Source organism: Janthinobacterium sp. NFX145 (assembly GCF_049810325.1).
Lineage (GTDB): Bacteria > Pseudomonadota > Gammaproteobacteria > Burkholderiales > Burkholderiaceae_D > Janthinobacterium > Janthinobacterium rivuli.
Window position 1 is genome coordinate 4,411,088 of the sequence record NZ_CP187360.1, and the last position, 20,126, is coordinate 4,431,213.

A 20,126-nucleotide genomic window follows, 5' to 3' on the forward strand; every position below is an offset into this window, starting at 1 on the left:
ACAAACCCGAGAATTTAACCCGACACACGGAGCACCATGGCATTCGGCAAACGGACCCTGAGACCCGCGCTCGGCCCCCTGCTGGCCGTGGGGTCGCTGGTCGTGCTGACGTGGGCATCGTATGCCTGGGTCCAGCAGCGCCAGCTCGATGAATTGCACCGCACCCTCGATTCGCGCGCGGAACTGTATGCGGCGTCCATCGGCGGCGCCCTCAATAAATACGAATTCCTGCCTCTGGCCGTGGCCCAGAGCGATGCCGTGGCACAATTGCTGGAGCAGCCCAGCGCCGACAAGGTCACGCAGATCAACGCCTACCTGGTCGACATGAACCGCCGCGCGGGCGCCTTTGCCGTCTACGTGCTCGATGACAAGGGCACGACCCTGGCGTCGAGCAACTGGCAAGAGCGCAGCTCGTATGTCGGCGTCAACTACGGTTTCCGGCCCTACTTCAAGGATGCGTTCGCGGGCGGCATCGGCCGCTTCTACGGCATCGGCGCCTCGACCTTCGAAGCCGGCTATTTCATTTCGCAACCCGTGCAGCGCAACGGGCGCATCATCGGCATCGTCGCCGCCAAGGTCAACCTGGACTGGATCGAGCAATCGTGGCGCACGCCCGGCGCTGGCGAACAGATCTGGGTCAAGGATGCGAATGGCGTGCTGATCCTGGCCACCACACCCGCCTTCAAGTTCAAGACCCTGGCCCCGCTGTCGGCGGACGCGAAGAACAACATCAGCGAACAGCGCCAGTTCCTGCAAGAAAACTTGCCCATCTTGCCGCACCGGCTGCGGCGCCAGTTCGCCGACGGCGCCAGCGTGATGACCCTGGAACGAGCGCCGGCGGGCGACACGCCGGCCCTGTCCGGCAGCGCGGACAAGGTGGATTACCTCGCCGTGAACCGCGCCCTGGGTCCGCTGCAATGGCAGATCACGGTGCTGGCCGAACTCGACCAGGTTGACGAGGCGGCGCGCAACGCGGCCATCGCCGCCGCGTTGGGCTGGGCCTTGCTGCTGCTGGCCCTGATGTATGCGCGCCAGCGCCGGCGCCGCATCGCCGACAAGCTCAATGCGCAGCAAACCCTGGCGCGCGCCTATGAACAGCTGGAAATCAAGGTCGAACAGCGCACGGCCGACCTGGTCCACGCGAACGGCCGCCTGCAAGCCGAGGTGGCCGAGCGCGAGCGGGCCGAACAGACCCTGCGCTATGCCCAGGCGGAACTGGTGCAAAGCGGCAAGCTGGCGGCCATCGGCCAGATGGCGGCCGGCGTGACGCACGAACTGAACCAGCCGCTGGCCGCCCTGCAAACGTTTTCCGACAATGCCAAGGTGTTTCTGGCAAGGGGCCAGATCGACGATGCGCTCGACAACCTGTCGACCATTTCCGACCTCGTCAAGCGGCTCGGCTATGTCACGTCGCAATTGAAAGGCTTTGCGCGGCGCAGCGACGATGCCCGCAAACCCGTCAGCGTGCGCCAGGCGTTCGCGCAAACCATGCTGCAAATCCGCACGCGCAAGCATTCGCAGCGCCTGAGCCTGCATGAAAGCTGGCATGAGGACGACATCATCGTGCTGTGCAACGCCATCGGCCTGGAGCAAGTGTTCACCAACCTGATCACGAATGCCATGGATGCCGTGCCGGAAAGCGAGCCCGTGCAGATCTGGTTTCAGGTGCGCCGCGAAGGCGACCTCGCCGTGCTGCATATCACCGATAATGGCCCCGGCATCCCGCTGGCCTCGCTCGACAAGATCTTCGACCCCTTCTATACCACCAAGGAACACGGGCTGGGCTTGGGATTGTCGATCAGCGCAGGCATACTGCGCGCGGCCGGCAGCGCCCTGGCCGTGCGCAACCGCAGCGCGCAGGAAGGGGGCGGTGCACAATTTACCATCACCCTGAGCTGCGCCCCGGGGGAGCATAAGATAGAGACGAAGGAATAGGGAATGCACGAGAATAATTTTGAAGGCATGCAAGTGCTGCTGGTGGAAGACGATGCCGTCGTGCGCAAGGGCGCCCGGCAATCGCTGGAACTGGCGGGCTTGCAAGTGACGGCCGTGGCCACGGCCGAGGAAGCGCTGCCCTACCTGGTGCCTGAATTTGCCGGCATTTTATTGAGCGACATCAAGCTGCCGGGCATGGATGGCTTGAAACTGCTCGATATCGCCGTGGCGCAGGATGCCAGCCTGCCCGTCATCCTCGTCACGGGCCACGGCGACGTGTCGATGGCCGTGGGCGCCATGCGCCGTGGCGCCTACGATTTCATCGAAAAACCGTTTTCCGCCGACTTGCTGGTGGAAGTGTGCCGCCGCGCCCTGGATAAACGCCACCTGGTGCTGGAAAACATGAACTTGCGCCGCCAGCTCGAGCAGCGGGTCGGCATCGAAGCGCGCATCGTGGGCCGCAGCGCGGCCATGGCCAAGGTGCGCCAGCTGGTGCTGAATCTGGCGCCCAAATCGGCCGACATCATCATCCTCGGCGAAACGGGCACAGGAAAAGAACTGATCGCCCGCTGCCTGCACGACTTCAGCGAGCGGCGCGACCACCCTTTCGTGGCGATCAACTGCGGCGCCCTGCCCGAATCGATCTTCGAGTCGGAACTGTTCGGCCACGAGGAAGGCGCGTTTACGGGCGCGCAGCGCCAGCGCATCGGCAAGATCGAATACGCGAACGGCGGCACCCTGTTCCTCGACGAAATCGAAAGCATGCCGCTGGCCCTGCAAGTGAAACTGCTGCGCGTGCTGCAGGAGCGGCAGGTGGAGCGCCTCGGCTCGAACAAATTGATATCCGTCAATTTCCGCGTGATCGCCGCCGCCAAGGAAGACTTGAATGTGCTGGCGGAACAGGGCAAATTCCGGCCCGACCTGTATTACCGCCTGAACGTGGCCAGCCTGACCCTGCCTGCCCTGCGCAACCGGCGCGAAGATATCCCCCTGCTGTTCGAATTTTTCGTGCTGCAGGCGGCGCTGCGCTACGGCCAGCCGGCCGCCCTCGTCAGCGGCGAACTGATCGCCTCGCTGATGGCGCAGCGCTGGGCCGGCAATGTGCGCGAGCTGCACAATGTGGCCGACCGCTTCGTGCTGGGCTTGCTTGACGACACCCTCAGCCCGGCCGGCTGCCGCGAAGCGTCGCTGGCCGAGCAAGTCGACACCTTCGAGATTTCCATCATCGAGGAAGCCTTGCGCCGTCACAACGGCAACGTCGTCGACGCGGCCGCCAGCCTGAATATCCCGAAGAAAACCCTGTACGACAAGCTCAAGCGCTTCGATATTTCCACCGAGCAGTTCCGCTGACGCCTGCGCCGCGGCCAGCCATGCACCCACAGCCGCGGGCGGCGCGCTCCTACTTGCCGGCCTGCCCGCGCATGCCAGAATCGTGACTCCACTTCCTGCCAAGAGAAGGAGTTCCCATGAAACCATCCGCATTGATGCTGGCCATCCTGCTGTTCGCTAGTGCAAGCGCCCTGGCACAGGCCCAATCGACGGGCACTGGCAACACCGGTACGTCCGCGCAGCAAAATACATCGCAAGACGACGCGACGACGACGCGCAAGAATGGCAAGAAACAGCACAAGAAATCCGGCAAATCGCGCAGCCACGATACGGGACAATCGACCAGCGCGGGACAATCCACCAGCGGCACCAACTCGGGCGGCGGCGCCCCGGGCAGCGCCGGCCAGTCCGCAGGCAACGCCGCGCGCAGCGGCACGCAGAACATGAGCGGCACTACGGGTGGCACAGGCACGTCGGGGACATCGGGGACATCGGGAACTTCCGGCAATACCGGCACCTCTGGCACGTCGGGCAACACGGGCGTGGTACCGCCGCGCCAGCCCGGCCGCTAAACGCCGGCAACGCGGCACGGAATAGCCATGACGGCGCTGCAGGCCGCGCTGCTGCTGCACGGCCTGCTGGGCGGGGTCGACGTCATCCTCAACCACGAGCTACTCGTGCGGTTGCCGTCGCGCCTGGGTGCGGCCGCCGAGCAGCGCCTGCACAGCGCCCGCGAAGCCATCTTCGGCCTGCTGTTCCCCTCGCTGGGCCTGTTCAGCTGGCATGGCTGGCTCGCTTGCTGGCCTGTGGCTTTGCTGCTGGCGGAAATACTCGTCTCGCTGCGCGACACCGTGGTCGAAGGCGACACGCGCCGCTTGCCCGTACCCGAGCGCATCCTGCACGTCCTGTTATTCATCAACCTGGGCGTGATCGCCACCTTGCTGCTGCAGGCGCTGCCCGGCTGGCTGGCCCTGCCGACGGCCATGCAAGTCCTGCCGCCCGGCGGCCCCGGCCAGTGGCTGGCCGCCATGGGCGCCATCTCGCTGGCGTGGTGCGTGCGTGACGGCCTGAGCGCGCGGCGCCTGCGCTTGCGTGCGGCCCAGCATGCGTGAACACTGGCAATATGCTCACACGCGCATGCGGCATATTCCTACTTGGAAACGGCAGCATGCATGTGACAATCGAGTCTCGACAGCAGTATCCCAACTTTCTACACAGGACACGCACCATGAAAACTCCCGCTCTCTTGCTGGCCGCCACCCTGATGACCGTTGGCGGCGCCTGGGTGCAAGCCCAGTCGACGACGAATCTGAACCAGACGGGCAACCACACCAACAATGCCAGGGATCCGGGCCAGCAATCGGATGCCTCCGACAAGCTCGACAACAAAGGCAAGCTGATCCACGACGGCAAGACCAGCAAAACACGCACGGACAAACGCACGCGGCGCGGGAAGCCGACAGCCAACCCGGAAAACAAGCCCCACACCGGCGCGCCAACCGAGCCGCCAGCGTCCACACCAGCAGTGCCCAGCATCCCCGTCGCCCCCACGAAATAAGTCCAGCGCTGCGCCACGTTGCTTTCAGGCACGCTATCATCGCGCCTTTACAAGATAGCCAGGAAGACAATGAAAGCAGCATGGTGTGGAATGATGGCGGCAGGGGTATTCGTGGCCGCGGGCGTACAGGCGGCGCCCACGGTGGGCGAGTGCATGGATCTGACGACGGGTGTCAACTTCAGCAAGAACAATGGCGACGCGCAAGTCAACGTCGAGGAACTATTCGAGGGCAAGACACAAAAGGGCACGCAGCTGATCCTCAACGGCGGCGTGCTGCTGGCCACGTCCTACCAGGACATCCGCGATGGCCAGGTATTCTTGACAGGCAACGTCCACTACAACGAAGACGGCACCGTGCGCAGCAAGAACGTTTACACGCCGCAGTCCGCCATCCCCGCCAACATGCGCCCCGGCCAGGAAGTGCGCGTGCAATTTTCGGACACGCAAACGAGCACCCACTACCCGCTGGCGGGCCTGTCCGACAAGATCACGACCTCGACGCGCACGGACGAGCGCAATTTCTCCATCACCTTCCTGGGCTGGGAACGCCTGGAACTGGGCGGCCGCCGCTTCCCCGACGCCTGCAAGTTCGAACTGCATGACGTGGGCGGCAAAAGCAAAGGCAAAAGCGGCGAATACGTGTGGTACGCGCAGGGTTTCGGCGTGATCATGACGGACAAGCTGGACAAGGATGGCGAGGTGCAGCCCGCGTATCGGATTGCGCTGACGAAGATCCTCAGCGCGCCATAAAGCGGTTCTCTCTCCGTAATGCTTGCGTAAACGCAATTAAGCCGCCGTCCCGCCCCTCTACACTGTCCTGTCTGGTCAGCATGGAGCGGCGATGGCGTATCCCAAACTTCCCTACACCAGCGGCAAGAGTACCGCCCTGCTCCACTGTGGCCGCCTCAACGACGCCATCGTGCGCATCCGCCCTGAGTTGCCCGGCAACATCATCGTCATCCATGGCGTGAACGACGTCGGCACCAGTTTTGGCGCCGTGGAAAAAGGACTCTGCCAGGGACTCGATGCGCGCATGTATGGCGGCGGCCACGTGTTCACCCCGGCCACCTACCGCCTGCCGCAGGCATCCGACAAGAAGGAAGCCTTGGCCGATCCGGACGATGTATTTTTCAAGCGCCAGCCGGATGACACGACGTACAGCCCCGTGATCCCGTTTTACTGGGGCTTTCGCGAACGCAGCAACGCCAGCAAAGTGGTCAACGGCCAGAACACGGACCGCTATGGCAACCGCCTGGACAAGGATATGTCCAAGAACGGCGGCCCGTTCGGCAATGCCACCAATACCCTGCCCGACATGTGGAACAAGGGATTATTCTCTCCGTACGACGTGGGCGGCGATCCCGTACGCCCTTTGAAGACGGCGCCGGGCCGCATGTACATGGTGTTGGCGGCCAAGCGCCTGGCCGCGCTCATCGCCATGATCCGCGATTACGACAGCGACGACGTGGTTTCCATCGTCGCGCACAGCCAGGGCTGCTTGATCTCGCTGCTGGCGCAAGCCTTCCTGCTCGACGAAGGCAAGCGACCCGCCGACACGCTGATCCTCACGCATCCGCCCTACAGCCTGGTGGAAGACACGACCATGTTCTTCGGCGCGGCGGAATCGAGCCGCATCTTTGGCGGCGGCCGGGATGCGGCGATGGAAAGCCAGTACGACGCCATCAACAACCGCCAGACGCTGCATGCGCGCCTGCAAACCCTGGCGCAGATCGTGCAAGGCGTGGTGGCAAAAAAGCACGCCACGCCCGCCTTTGCGCACATCAAGGATCACGCCGTCTGCCATGGCATGGCAGGCGCGGCATGGCGCGCGGAAGCTGACCGCGACAACCGGGGCAAGGTTTACCTGTACTTCTGCCCCGAAGACATGACTGTAGCGCTGGATAATATGCAGGGCATCGGCTGGCAAGGCATACCCGACCACATCGATGGCCATGGCCTGTCCAAAACCAAGGGCAAGACGGACAAAAGCATCTGGGGTGACGGTCCCACCTACTGGGAAAAGGATTTCCAGCGCCGGCAACCGCTAGCGGAACTGGGTAAAGGATTTTACCAGCGTGTCTTTACCAACAAACAGCGCCCCGATGCGGCTGGCAAAAACAATGGGCCGGTGCTGGTAGGCACGCCGCCGCACGACTTCGCCCTGCGGCTGGAAGGCGAGGACGACCATGCCCACGTGGCCGGCGCCAACCGGGGCCACCGCGGCAACCATGACGAGGCGCCATGGCCCCCCGTCAAACCCAGCAAATGGAATATCTTTTCCACGGAAGCGGGTCGGCGCGAAGGCTTGCGCACGATCAATGGCGAAGCGCTGCGTGCGCCCATGAAAGCCGTGCTGGACGGCGGCGAAATCCGCCCTGGGCAATTCCCGAAGGATTCCGACCAGGCCAGGCTGCCGCGCGACCAGCAGGGGCCGTGCGAAGAAGTCGATCCAATCGACGCGGCCATCGCGGTGACCAGCAAGAAAGGTTTGCGCATGCGCAAGCAGGAAATCATTGCCGATCCGCGGCCGCTCAAGCATCGCATTCCCGAATACGGCGTCGGCATGTTCGGCTCGGGCGAGCGCGATCAGGTGGAAAAAGCCCTGAACCTGGGCAAGGAAGCTGGCGACCAATGCAAGATCGACCGCGTTTCGCGCCATCCGGGTGGTGGCGACAATCTGCTTGTGAATCGCGAAGAAACCCCGAACGAGGCACGCAAGCGCTGGCAAAACGAGGTCAGCCCAAAATCCTTCCACGGGGCCATCATCGGCAACGCGGACAACCACCGCAACGTGACGGCGTATGACGTGGCCATCGGCAGCGGGAAGGCGAGCAGTGATCCAAGGTTTTATGAATATTTGTGCGCCGTTGCCGACTGGCGATTACAAGGCGATATCCGCAATCCAGTGCGACCATCCATCCCCCGATGGAGTGACTTCAAGAAAAAATTTGCAATCTACCTGGCGGCAGAACCGGCGCAGCGCCAGCTCATTATCAAAGGCAATGCCGACTACTACAGCTCGGGAGTGTTGCCAGCCTTCGTGCCTGCCTTGCAGGCGGGTCTACCATCCACTGTTGTGTGTGAAACAATCAACGGCAGGCGTACCGAATCGGTCGTCACGCCAGTCGTCCACAAGCCAAGCGACGATATCTCAAAATGAAAAGTACATTTCCACGCTTACGATACCCACTCGGTGCCGCCCTCATCGTGTTGGCTCTATTTGGGTCTTTGCTGATCGGTCCGTCACCTTTCTTATTGGAGTCCACGATGCGTAGTAAATTATGGCACCACCTGCAATGGCTGTTGCTGATCCCGCCCCTTGTCGCGGCTACATTGCTCGGCTCTCGCTGGCTGCATTCGTCCAAGCCTGTGGCCGTCGCACAGCCGCAAGTGCAACAAGCGGCGCCCAGCGAACAGGACAAGCGGGAATATGCGCTGGAAGTCATCGGTCTCGGCGTCACTCTTGACAAGTATCGCCAAGGCAAGCTGTGGGAAGCGCTGCAGCAGGGAAATGCCTATGCCAGCATCCGCGAACAGGACAAGGAAAAATACACCTGGGACGCCATGCAAAGAGCTGGGATAGCAGGTGGCCGCGGCGGCGACACGCTGGAGAATGGGGCGAGGGATACTCCCATGTATTTCGGCGTCCCCGTTTTCAATGCTGAGCCACCGATCTTCAATTCGCGCATGCTGGACAGCCCCGACTCACCAGCCATAGGCCTGGCCGGTGGCGCCGCGTCATCCGGTCTGCACTGGCATCTGTTCGCCAGTGGTCCACGCCGCCTGAGCGAACATCCGGACCGCATCCTGGAAGAGGTATTTGCCTTTTTCGATGCCCATCCCGACGTGCCTTACATCGTGCTCAATTCCGAAGACAGCATGCCCACGCGCGACCTGTACAGTCCTGACAACTCTCCGCCGCTCACACATGACGGCCGCTACATCCCCGAAATGCCCGACACCTCCGCCCTCTTTGTGCTGGCCCGGCGTGAGCGCATCGACGCCGTGCGGAAGTTTGCATATGACGATGCGCCGCCCGAGGACAGCGTCGATGACCTCAACACCTACGGCGTGGCGCGGCGCCTGTATCTGGCCTATGACAAATTGATGCGAGCAGTGCCCCATCCAGACAAAAAAGAAGACCCGAGTGCATTCACCCAGCGTCAGCCCTCAATCGCCGAATGGCTCCCCGTCGCCGCGCAATTCGCGCAGCGCTCCGATATCCGCGGCACGGGCAGCTTCAGCATGCTCGACAGGCTCCAGCACAAGACCTACCAACCGCCCAAAGACTGGCAACCCACGCCCTGGTTTCCCTTGCCCTTCAACAAGGAACAACTGGCGCAGCTGGACCGCCTGCCGACCTTCGGTTTCATCCACCGGCCCACGTTTGTCAGGATGACGGATGAGCACGGCAAGCCCCTGACGCGGCGCGATCAGCGCGAGCAAGCCTTGCAGGCGGGCTGGCAACAAGCCTTGCGCAGCTTGCCGGAAGCCGAGCGCCCCGCTGCCCCGGCGCGCCTGGTCGCCGCCACCGGTGGCAATCAGGCGCAGCTGGTGGCGCTGCACAAGACCTTGCTGAGCCATGCGGAAGATGGCGGCACGGAACTCGACAGCGGCAATACGGCGCAGTGGATCGACACGGACCAGCGCCTGGGCAACACGGGCGCGGCCACCCTGTTCGTGCAGATGGCCATCGGCGTGATGGGCAGCTACCGCGATGGCGGCGTCAGCGCCGTGGTGAACCTGCGCAACCCGGACGAAGCGACCATCGTGCTGGTCAGCCCGCCATCGGAAGAAAAACGCCGCACGCAAAAACACCCGCACGGCGGCGATGTGCTGCGGCACCACGTCACGCCGGCCATCGACCCGGCGAATTATCCGGCGAACTGATCTCAGTGCGCGGCAAGCGACGCCAGCGCATTCCCCCGCACCTGAAACGCCACCTTCGCCACCGTCTTGCCAGCATCATCGACGAGGGCCAGCGCGTGCTTGCCGGGCACGGGGCGCCAGCTGATGCTGTCAAGCGCAGCGCCCATGTCCTTGCCATCGAGCACCCAGCGCAAGTCGCGGCTGCCCTGGGCCTGGAAGAACACGCGCTGCAGGGCGGGCGGGATGTCGGGGTCGATGGCGAGGATGCTGTCCTCGGCCGGATACACGATGGCGGGCGGCTTCACGGTGTCGCCCAAGACGGCAATGACGGGGCTTTCCGTGCCGGCGATAAACCATTCGCGGCGCGGCGCTTCGAGCGCGGGCTGGTACGCCACCATCTGCTGCAATACGCCGGGCTGCGCTTTCGGGGCATGGCTGGGCACGTTCTTGTGCAGGTAATCCATGACGTCGCGCCACACGGGCGCGGCGCCCGTCACGCCCGACACGTCCCACATGGGCTTGCCATCGAAATTGCCCACCCACACGCCCACCGTGTAGCGCGCCGAGTAACCCATGCACCAGTTGTCGCGCATGTCCTTGCTCGTGCCCGTCTTGACGGCGCTCCAGAAATTTGTCCCCAGCTCGTTGCGCAGGCCAAACGTCATGCTGCGCGCAGCGCGGTCGGCCAGGATGTCGCCGACGATGAAGGCGGCGCCCGGCTCCATCACGCGGCGCCTGTCCTTGCCCGCTTGCCCCGGCTGCAGGCTGGCGGTGCTGTACAGTCCGCCATTGGCCAGCGCGCGGTAGGCGTTGGCCAGTTCCAGCAAAGTTACTTCCGACGAGCCCAGCGCCAGCGAAGGGCCGTAGTATTCGGCAGGTTCCGTCAGGCTGGACAGGCCCACGTCCTTCAGGCGGTTGTAGAACCCGTCCTGCCCCGTCAGCAGCACCGTGCGCACGGCGGGAATGTTCAGCGAGCTGGCCAGGCTGGTGCGGGCGCTGACGTAACCCTTGAAATTGCGGTCGTAGTTTTGCGGCGCATACATGCCGGACGCCGTGGCGACGTCCAGCGGAGAGTCGTCCATGACGGAGGCGGCCGTCATCAAGCGGCGCTCGATGGCCAGTTCATACAAGAACGGTTTTAATGTGGAACCGGCCTGGCGCAGAGCCGTCACGCCATCGACGTGGCTGCCGCCCGCATTGCCCACATAGGCGAGGATTTCTCCGCTACGGTTATCTAACACGATGATGGCGCCATCGTTGACATTGCGCTCGCGCAAGGATGCCAGTTGCTGGCGCAGGTTTTCCTGTGCGAAGCGCTGCAAGGAACCATCCAGGGTGCTGGCGACCTGCGCGCCCGGCTGCTTCAGCAGCTGCTGCGCCACTTGCGGCGCCGGCGCCAGTTCCGCATACAACGCGTTGCGCTGCAGGGCCGTCTGCACGCGCTGGCCGATCAGTTGGCAACTGCTGTCCATGCGCCACTCTTTCGCCAGCGCGCAGGCGCGGCGCGTGACGGTGGCCGGCGGCGCGTTCGGCGCCCGCACGAGGCTGGCCAAAATGATGGCGTCCGTCTGGTTCAGGCCCGACGGCGCCTTGCCGAACAGGCTGTACGAGGCGGACGCGATGCCCTGCAGCTCGCCGCGGAATGATACGAGGTTCAAATACGCTTCGAAAATCTGCGCCTTGCTCCAGCTATCCTCGATGGCCTGGGCGGCGCGCATCTGATCCCACTTCTGGCGCAGGCTGCGTCCGCCCGAGGACGCCTGCAAATCCGCATCGAGCTGGCCCGCCAGCTGCATGGTGATGGTCGAAGCGCCCCGGGGCTTTTTTGAAAACAGATTGTCCCAGGCGGCCGTGGCCAGTGCGGACACATCCACGCCGCCATGGCGCATGAAGCGCTGGTCTTCCGCCAGCAGCACGGCCTGCTGCACGGCCGGTGAAATATCGGCCAGCGGCACCCACGGCAAGCGCCGCACCTTCATGTCCACGCGCAACGATTGCAGCGGTGCGCCGCTGCGGTCCAGCAACTGCGCTTCCGAACTGCGGTAGGCGGCTTGCACCTGGGCCGGCGTCAATATCGCCTCGGCGAAGACGGGGCCGGCCAGCAGGCAGCCCATGACAACAATGACACTCCTCACTGCCCCACCTTCACATTCGCGTTCGGCGACTCGCCAAACATCTCGGGCGAATACATGGCTTCGATGCGCGTGGCCGGCAGGCTGAAGTCACCTGCATTGTTCAGGCGCACCGTGTATTCCACGCTCCAGTTACCCTTCGGCACAAACGCGTAATACGCGCGGAAGGCGTCGAAAGCCCGTTCCTCGAACGTCGGCCAGACCCAGCCCGTGGATTTTTCGCCGGCCGTCAGCAGCTGCGAATCGCGGCCCAGGCCGTTGCCCAGCACCGTGGCGCTGGCCGGAATCGGGTCGTCGACCACCACCCAGCTCATGTCCGCCTGCGCCGACAAATCCAGGCGCACGCGGTAGACGTCGCCGCGCGACCATAGGCGCGTGGTTTTCTGTTCCACTGGCGTCACGGTTTTCTTGATCGTGTAGCCGCTGGACACGGGCGCCTTGAGCGGTATGGCCGCCAGGCTTTGCACGGTGGCCCAAGGCTTGCCCGTGCCGCTGTGCGCCAGGCCCAGGGTGTCCGTGCCCTTCGGCCACGCCTGCAGCACGGGGCCCACTTTCGCCGCGCCACTCCACACGAGCGCTTGCGTATCGCCGCCCAGCTTGACGGCGCTGGCGCCCGTCACGGGGGTGGACTCGAACTTCGCGGAGAACTTGGCAATCGCCAGCGTGCCCCAAGCGTTGGCTACCGTCGTATCCCAGCGGCCCTTCTTCTGCCGGCCCATGCTGCCGCGCACGAGGCGGCCGATGTCATCTTTCCACGCCGGATTGTCCATCACGGCCAGCAGCAGACGGTTGGCGTTGACGTCGCCGGAGACCATCAGCCACCACCAGTTATCCTTGCGCTCGGTGGAAAAGCCCATGGTCGTGCCCTGGAAATTCAGGCGCGAACGCAGTATCTGCTGCGCCTCGGCCAGCAGCGCATCGCGGCGCGCCAGGCCTGGCGTGCGTTGCAACAACAAGCTCCAGTCGATGACGGCCGAGGTAGGCCACAGGTTCGGGTTAATGCTGATGCTCTCCAGCGCATCGGGCGGCACCTTGTTGGAACGCGACAGCGCTTCCAGCGCAGCAAGTTTACGCACGGCCAGGTCGGTCGTGTCCAGCGCAGAACGGCGCACGATGCGGCCCTGCACGAAGGCCGTCAAGGCTGCCTCCATGCGGTTTTTCGTCTGCTCGGGAATCGCATAGCCGGCTTCCCGGGTTGCCGACAACACATACGCCGTCAAGCTGTCGCTGCCCTGTTCCATGATGGGGAAGTATTTCAGCATGCCATCGCTGTCCAGATAGGCGGGCAGGCTGGCGGCCAGCTTGTTCCACGCCTCCTGGTCTTGCAGGGCGATGGCTTTCGACGTGTTTTGCTCGAAGCAGGTGTACGGATACGCGGCCATGTACTCGCGCACACCTGGCAGCTCGCCACCGAGCTTGGCGACAAAGCTGGTCTGGATGCCGCCCCGGCCCGGCAAGGCGCCGGCCGGCATTTGCACGGACATATTGACGGGCTTGTCGATCTGCTGCAAGGTGGCCTGGTACGTGCGCACGGGCGTGGCCTGGCCCACCTTTTGCGTGATTTTCAGTTTATCGGAGGTGTTGCCAAGCCCGCTGCCCGCTTTCGCGCTGATATCCCACACGACCGTTTGCGCGCCGAGCGGTACCTGGTAATCCCACCCCACTTCGCGCGCTTCGCCCGCCGCCAGGCTCAAGCTCTGGCGCGGCAAGGCCTTGCCGGCCGCGCTGGCGTTGAGGTCCACGCTCAAGGACGCGGCCGAGGTGTTGCGCACCGTGAAGCCTGCGCGCAACTGGTCGCCTTCACGCACGAGCGTCGGCAAGCCCGACATCAAAATCAAGTCTTGCGAGCTGCGGATATCCGTGCTGCCCGTACCAAACAATTCCTTGCCAGCACTGGCGATGGCGACGATGCGGAACGCCGTCAATGAATCGTTGAGCGGCACCTGGACTGTCGCTTCACCCTTGGCGTCGAGCTTGACGGTGCCCTTCCAGAACAGCAGGGTGTCGAACAGTTCGCGGCTGGCGCCCTTGCCGCCGCCACCGCCGGCCGGGAAGGCCTTGCGGCCAAAGTGACGCTTGCCGATCACCTGCATCTGCGCCGTCGCCGTTTCCACCTGCAGGCTGCGCTGCGCCATCATGGTGTCGAGCAGCTTCCAGCTATCGTTGGGCATCAACTCCAGCAGCCCAGTGTCGACGGCCGCCAGCGCCACTTCTGCGCCAGCCGGCAACGGTTTGCCATCGGCGCGGCGCACGCGCACGGACACTTCCGCCTTGTCCCGCGTTTTATACACTTCCTTGTCGGACACCACCATCACGTTCAGCTCATGCGCCTGCCAACCCACATTCAGCGGTGCGATGCCCATCTTGTAAGCCGGCTTGCCCAAGTCGACCAGCGCCGTCGGCTGCACGCCATCCACCCTGCCCCGCACGACAAACACGGATACATACACATTCGGTGCGTAATTCGGTTTGACCGGGATAGTCACCACCGGTTCCCGGCCATTGAGCTGGCGCACATAGGTGTCGAGAATGCCTTCGCGCTCGACCGTGATCAAGGCCGTGCCCGAACGGAACGGCATGCGCACCTGCAAGCTTGCTTCCTGGCCCGGTTCATAGCGTTTCTTTTCCGGCAGCACGTCGATGCGGTCATTGTCGCTGGCGTTGAACCACCAGTCGCCGCTGCCGGCCACCCAGGTTTCGCGGTTGGCGACGGCCGCGTTGCCAGCACTATCCTGCGTGCTGGCGCGCAGAATCAGATTGCCGCTGGCGGGCGCTTTCACGTCGCACATCAACAAGCCCTTGCCATCCGTCTTGCCCGAGCAGGCCGGGCCCAGCTTGACGACTTCGCTGCTGTTTTCATACGCATAAAAGCCGCCGATCAGGCGCCGGCGGTGCGAATAGCTGTTGCGCTGGAAGAAGTCGACGGCGACCGGGGCATTCGCCACGGGCTTGCCATTCGTGCCGAGCACGGCGACCGTGAACTTGAAGGCATCCTTGCTCAAGGCCCATGCATCGGGCTTGATGCCGATCACATAGTTTGACGGCCACAGCGGTACGCGCGTGGCGACCGATGCCGTCTCGCCATTCGCATCCTGGAAAGCCATTTCCGCCACCAGGTCGCGCGGCGTGGACAGCTGCGGCAACTGGTCGATGACGATGCGCGCACCGCCCGCCTTGTCCAGGCTCAAGCTTTGCGTGCGCGCGGCCGTGGCGCCGGGGCCACCCGCGCCATGGCCTTCATCCTGCCATTCGCCCTCGTCGTCGTCATAGCCCGTGCCTTGTTTCACAAGACCTTCCTTCACGTCGCCATTGCTGAAGCCATAGTCGGGATAATCGGCAAACGTCACGCTCTTGTCTTGCAGCACCGTGCGCAGCTTGACGGGCGCATTCGTGGCGGCGCCGCCGGCCAGGTACGTGATTTGTGCATCGAGGGCCAGCTGCTTCGCCTGCACGGCGGGCGCTTTCGGCCCTTGCAGCACGGCTTTCATGGTCGGCACGCGGAACGCTTCGACGCGGAAACTGCCGGAAGGGCGTCCCGCCATGGTGACGCTGTATTCTCCCTGCTTGGCGTCGGCGGGAATGACCCAGTCGCTTTCCGCCGTGCCGCTGGCGGACCAGCGCAGCGGCAATTGATAGTTCTGGTCGCTGCCCTGGTGCGTGATGACGACGGAGGTGGCGCTGCCGGGACCGTTGTTCTTGTCGACCAGGCTCATGCCCTCGCCCGTGTGCTTGCGGATGAAATGCTTCATGTGCACGGTTTCGCCGGCGCGCAGCAAGGTGCGGTCGAATACCGTCGCCAGCAGGGTGTTGTCGGCGCGCGTATCGTCGGTCGGCAAATTGAAACGCCAGGCTTCGATGCCGCCCACCCAGTCCGACAGGGTGAACGTCATGTCGCCGCCGCTGCGCGCACTGATAAAGTAGCGGCCATTGTTCTTGCAGCTAGAATTGGCCAGCTCGCCGGGAATGTGCGCCACGCCGTCCGCCCCCGTGGCGCCTTGCCACAGCAGCTTGCCGGCGCAGTCGCGCACGGCCACTTGCGCTTTCGCAACAGGCGCGCCCTTGTCGAGCGACGTCACCCACACGAGCGACGATTGCGCGCCATGCTTGAAGTGTGCCGCCAGATTCGTCACCAACGCGGCCGTGCGGATGTAGGCCGTCGTCGGTTTGCCGAGCAGTACTTTACCGAGGATGGGGCTGGCCAGCTCGACCACGTAAAAGCCCGGTTTTTGCAACGGAATGCCGATCACTTCAAAGGTTTTCTTGCCATCGGGACGCGGCAGGCTGATGGGGCGCGTGCCGGCCGCGCCGGCCAGCACGGATTTGCTCATGTTGCCCGCATATTGCGCGTACGGCTGCCAGTATTCACCGCCGTCGCCATTGCCGGCCAGGCGCTGCATCCACTCGATGATGAACTTGTCGTCATTGTCGGGCACGCGCAAGGTGGCGCCCGTGGCGGCAGCCGATGGCTGGGCGACTTCCTTGCCCGACAGCACGGGTTCGATATTGCGCACGGTGACGGGCAGCAAGCCGTCGCCCTTCGCTTCGATGATGCCGAACGGGGCCGGGAACTTCAGCAGCGGCGGCTGTTCGCCCGTGCGCACCGTCATGGGAAAGCGCGCGCGGTTGAGCAAGGTGCGGCCCGCGTCATCCGTCAGTTTCGGCGGCAGGCTCAGGACAAAACTGGCTTGCACGGGAAAGGGGCCGTTGAAGGCGGCGCTGTACAGGAACTCGGCCTTTTCTTCCTCTTTTGAAATCGTCGGCGCATACGTCTTGCCGCCGCCCTTCAGGCTCATGGCGCGCACCTGCGCCGCGCTCACGGGCGCGGAAAACTGCACGCGCATGGGCAGGAACGGGATGCACTGTTCCTTCGGATTGCTGCGCTCGCAGCTGAATTTGGCCGTGAAGTCGGGACGCGTCTTGAACTGCAGCGTTTGCGCCTTGTCCGTGGCGATGCCGCTGGCGCTGGCGATGCCCTCGCCCCACACCAACGACACCTTGGCGTTGGCGGGGAAGCTGCGCTTGCATTGCAGCACGGTGACGGGCAGCGGCGGCGCGCCCTTGCTGGCGACGGGCATGCCCACTTTCCAGACCGTGCCGCGCTTCTTGAAATACACGGTCAGGTAGCGGTCGAGAAAGCTCTTGCGCAGGGTCAATACCTGCTCCAGCTCCTTGCCTTTAAGCAGGCGCACGGGAATCTTTTCATTGATGCCGTCGGCGCGGCAATACGCGTTGGCGGCCACGCTGGCCTCGTTCGGCGCGGCATCGAGGCCCAGCACGAAGATCTGGTTCTCATCAATATACGGCTGGCCGTCATACGGTACGGCCTCGACGATGGCCGGGCCGCCCGTGGTAAAGCGGTACGATGCCGTCCCCTGCAAAGGCTTGCCGGCCTGGTCCTTCAGGCCCGGCTTCAAGGTAAAGCTGCACGCCACGCCGGCCGGCAAATCGCGCTCGAAATCGTAGTTCCAGTTGCGCTCGTCAGCCCAGCGCCCCGCGCCCGCCACGACGGCAGGTTCAGCCTTGCCGCAATCGATGGCGAACGGCGCGGGCAAGCCCATGTCGCCGAACGGCACCATCGGCGTGGCGAACTGGGCCCGCACCTGGCGCACGGCCTTGACCGTGCCGCTCGGTGAAAACAGGGACACGCCGCTATCGGCCCAGGCCGGCAGAACCAGGCCCAGCGACAGCAACAGATATAGCGGGCCCAGTTTGCCAAATGGCGGGGAAGAAACAGCACGGGGGTGGTCAGACACGGGTGACTCCTTGATGAAAAGTGGCGGAGCTGGCTGCGGCGCACGATAGTTGCCCGAGAGAAGCCCGGCAAAGCAAGCGAACGCGGCAGGAATACAACATCAATGTAATATTAGTTATCAAGCTCATCATTGTTGCTAATATACAGTGGCACGCTGGTAACAAGTCGTACAATTGCCTCGAGTCGCGGCACCAGGATGTGGCCGTGATTGCAAAAGTTTGCCGAGGCGAATTAGTTTTTTTCAACACCAAAGTATTTGTCGTGAATCTGCAACACCATTGATATACCGCAATACTTTGTGCGCTATCGCACCGACCGCGTGAACCTGCAACCGTATTCTCTACTCCAACAGCAGTGCATTTATCGCAAGAAAGCGCACCTGGAATTGCTGTCTGTCTCTAGCAATAGCATGTCTGGCAGTTGTCGCATTGATGCAGTAGAGAAAATCTCTTATCAACGTTGGGAGTTACTTGTGAATAATCTAAAAAAAATCGCCGTTGCCGCCGCAGTACTGTGCTCCGCCCTCGGCGCACAGGCCCAGGAAATCAATCCCTCCTGGTACATTCAACCCAGCCTCAACGCACTCAAGCCAGATTCCGACTTCGCCACGGATAAAACCGGCTATGGCGCAGGCTTGCGTTTCGGTAAACCCGTTTCGCCGGACTGGGATATCCAGCTGGGCACCACGTATGCCCGCTCCAAGGATGGCGGTCAGCGCTACCAGCAAAATACGCTGGGCGTAGACGGTCTGTACATGTTCTCGCGCAAAGCCTTCCGCCCCTTCCTGCTCGTTGGTGCCGGCATGCAGCGCGACAAGGACACCAGCTTCGCTTTCGGCGAACGCAGCAAGAGCTCGCCTTACGCCAGCGTCGGTCTGGGCTTCCAGTCCACGATCAATGATCAATTGTCGTTCCAGGCTGACATCCGCAATGTGCACGGTTTCCTGCGCGGCAATACGTTCGACCCGAGCAGCAAGTCCAACAACTACTATGTCACCGTGGGCCTGAACTTCGCGTTCGACAAACCAGCTGCACCACCGCCACCACCGCCACCGCCGCCAGCGCGTGAAGAAGTCGTCGTGGTCGTGCCGCCACCACCGCCGCCACCGCCAGCACGCTTTGAAAAAGTGACGATGGCGGCAACGGAACTGTTCGCGTTCGACAGCGCCAAGCTGGGCCCGACACAGACCAAGCTCGACGAAATCGCCCGCGTGCTGAACGCAGCACCAGACGTCAACAACGTCGTCATCAGTGGTTATGCCGACCGCATCGGTTCGCCCAAGTACAACCTGAAACTGTCGCAGCAGCGCGCTGATGCAGTCAAGGAATACCTGGTCGGTCATGGTGTCGCCGCCAACCGTCTGACGGCCGAAGGCAAGGGTTCCACCAATCCTGTCGTCACCTGCGACAACAAGAAACGTGCCGACCTGATCAAGTGCCTGGAACCAAACCGCCGCGTTGAAGTGGAACAGATCACCATCGAACGCCGCGTGCAGTAAGCTCAACAGTGGTACGCCACTTGTGAATAAAAAAAGGGGCTCGCGCCCCTTTTTTGCATTGAAAGCCATCATGAATATTTCTACCCGCTATCCCAAGCTGGCCGGCCTGGCGCCGCTCAGCAAGCAGATGCGCAGCGTCATCGTCTGTTCCGTCACCGAATGGCTGGAACACCGCGCCTCAAGCAAGGGCGCCGCCCTCGCCTACTACACCCTGTTTTCCATCGCCCCCATCCTCGTGCTGGTGATTGCCATCGCCGGCTTTTTCTATGGCCCGGCCGCCGCGCGCGGCGAGCTGATGGGACAACTGCAGGGCTTGCTGGGCACGCAGGGCGCCGAAGCCATTCAGCTGGTGCTGGCCGGCGCGAAGAACCATGAACAGGGGCGCATCGCCACCCTCATCGCCAGCGCCCTGCTGCTGTTTGGCGCCACCAGCGTGTTTGCCGAGCTGAAAGCCAGTCTCGATGAAATCTGGCAAGTGCCGCCGCTGAAGGAAGCGGGCGCCTGGGACATGCTGCGCACGCGCTTGCTGTCCTTCGGCCTGGTGCTGGTGCTGGCTTTCCTGCTGATGGTGTCGCTGGTGGTCAATGCGGCCATGGCCATCCTCGCCAACTTCTGGGAAGGCGTGTGGAAGGACACGGCCGTGCTGTTTACCATCCTGTCGAACCTGATCGGCTTTGCCGTCATCGCCAGCCTGTTTGCCGTCATCTACAAAATGCTGCCGCGCGTGCGCCTGTCCTGGCGCGACGTGGTGATCGGCGCCGTGGGCACGGCCTTCATGTTTTCATTGGGGAAATATGCAATTGGCGTGTATATCGGCAATAGCGGCGTGGCCAGCAGCTATGGCGCGGCCGGTTCGCTGGTGGCCCTGCTGCTGTGGGTGTATTACTCGGCACAAATCTTCTTCCTGGGCGCTGAATTCACGCGCCAGTTCGCCCTGCAACTGGGCAGCATGAAGGATATGCCGAAGACGGACGACGGCGATGTGCAAGTCAAGATATTGAAACGCCACCAGTCGTAAGTCATCAGTCTGCATGCAACAACGGCGCCCGCGGG

Annotated in this window: 12 protein-coding genes; 10 read left to right on the forward strand and 2 right to left on the reverse strand. The window is 63.3% G+C overall.

From position 1 onward, the window contains the following. Positions 1–36: 36 nt before the first annotated feature. The 8 genes from ACPJXG_RS19715 (at position 37) to ACPJXG_RS19750 (ending at position 9,712) form a co-directional block, all read left to right on the forward strand. Complete coding sequence (locus tag ACPJXG_RS19715; RefSeq protein ID WP_425252080.1) at positions 37–1,935, forward strand: sensor histidine kinase; 1,899 nt, start codon at positions 37–39, stop codon at positions 1,933–1,935. A 3-nt stretch (positions 1,936–1,938) separates the two neighbouring features. Beyond that, positions 1,939–3,285 carry a sigma-54-dependent transcriptional regulator gene (locus tag ACPJXG_RS19720; RefSeq protein ID WP_402720684.1) on the forward strand — a complete coding sequence of 449 codons (1,347 nt, stop codon included), beginning with the start codon at positions 1,939–1,941 and terminating at the stop codon, positions 3,283–3,285. A gap of 116 nt (positions 3,286–3,401) precedes the next feature. Next, positions 3,402–3,836, forward strand: coding sequence for a hypothetical protein (locus ACPJXG_RS19725; protein WP_425252081.1), 435 nt, complete (start codon positions 3,402–3,404; stop codon positions 3,834–3,836). Positions 3,837–3,863: 27 nt separating this feature from the next. Then, positions 3,864–4,376, forward strand: a complete 513-nt coding sequence (locus ACPJXG_RS19730) for a hypothetical protein (RefSeq protein ID WP_425252082.1) — start codon at positions 3,864–3,866, stop codon at positions 4,374–4,376. Between the two features lie 116 nt (positions 4,377–4,492). Further along, a complete protein-coding gene (locus tag ACPJXG_RS19735) occupies positions 4,493–4,822 on the forward strand; it encodes a hypothetical protein (protein ID WP_152598879.1) in 330 nt (109 codons plus the stop codon). A 111-nt stretch (positions 4,823–4,933) separates the two neighbouring features. Continuing rightward, a complete protein-coding gene (locus ACPJXG_RS19740; RefSeq protein ID WP_425252083.1) occupies positions 4,934–5,572 on the forward strand; it encodes a hypothetical protein in 639 nt (212 codons plus the stop codon). A 91-nt stretch (positions 5,573–5,663) separates the two neighbouring features. Next, positions 5,664–7,982: a T6SS effector phospholipase Tle3 domain-containing protein gene (locus tag ACPJXG_RS19745; protein ID WP_425252084.1), complete on the forward strand. Its 2,319-nt coding sequence runs from the start codon at positions 5,664–5,666 to the stop codon at positions 7,980–7,982. A 107-nt stretch (positions 7,983–8,089) separates the two neighbouring features. Further along, the gene (locus ACPJXG_RS19750; RefSeq protein ID WP_425252085.1) at positions 8,090–9,712 is read left to right on the forward strand and encodes a type VI lipase adapter Tla3 domain-containing protein; all 1,623 of its coding nucleotides are present in this window, start codon (positions 8,090–8,092) and stop codon (positions 9,710–9,712) included. A 2-nt stretch (positions 9,713–9,714) separates the two neighbouring features. On the opposite strand, the gene pbpC is transcribed toward ACPJXG_RS19750, so the two are convergent. Together pbpC and ACPJXG_RS19760 are read right to left on the reverse strand one after the other, a co-directional pair. Next, entirely contained in the window at positions 9,715–11,805 is a 2,091-nt protein-coding gene (gene pbpC / locus ACPJXG_RS19755) for a penicillin-binding protein 1C (RefSeq protein WP_425252086.1), read from the reverse strand. Positions 11,806–11,822: 17 nt separating this feature from the next. Then, the gene (locus tag ACPJXG_RS19760) at positions 11,823–17,576 is read right to left on the reverse strand and encodes an alpha-2-macroglobulin family protein (protein ID WP_425252087.1); all 5,754 of its coding nucleotides are present in this window, start codon (positions 17,574–17,576) and stop codon (positions 11,823–11,825) included. Positions 17,577–18,047: 471 nt separating this feature from the next. On the opposite strand from ACPJXG_RS19760, the gene ACPJXG_RS19765 reads away from it, so the two are divergent. Next, on the forward strand, positions 18,048–19,073 hold the full coding sequence (locus ACPJXG_RS19765) for an OmpA family protein (RefSeq protein WP_035826268.1): 1,026 nt from the start codon (positions 18,048–18,050) through the stop codon (positions 19,071–19,073). Between the two features lie 70 nt (positions 19,074–19,143). Further along, on the forward strand, positions 19,144–20,091 hold the full coding sequence (locus tag ACPJXG_RS19770; RefSeq protein WP_278318290.1) for a YihY/virulence factor BrkB family protein: 948 nt from the start codon (positions 19,144–19,146) through the stop codon (positions 20,089–20,091). Positions 20,092–20,126: the final 35 nt, after the last annotated feature.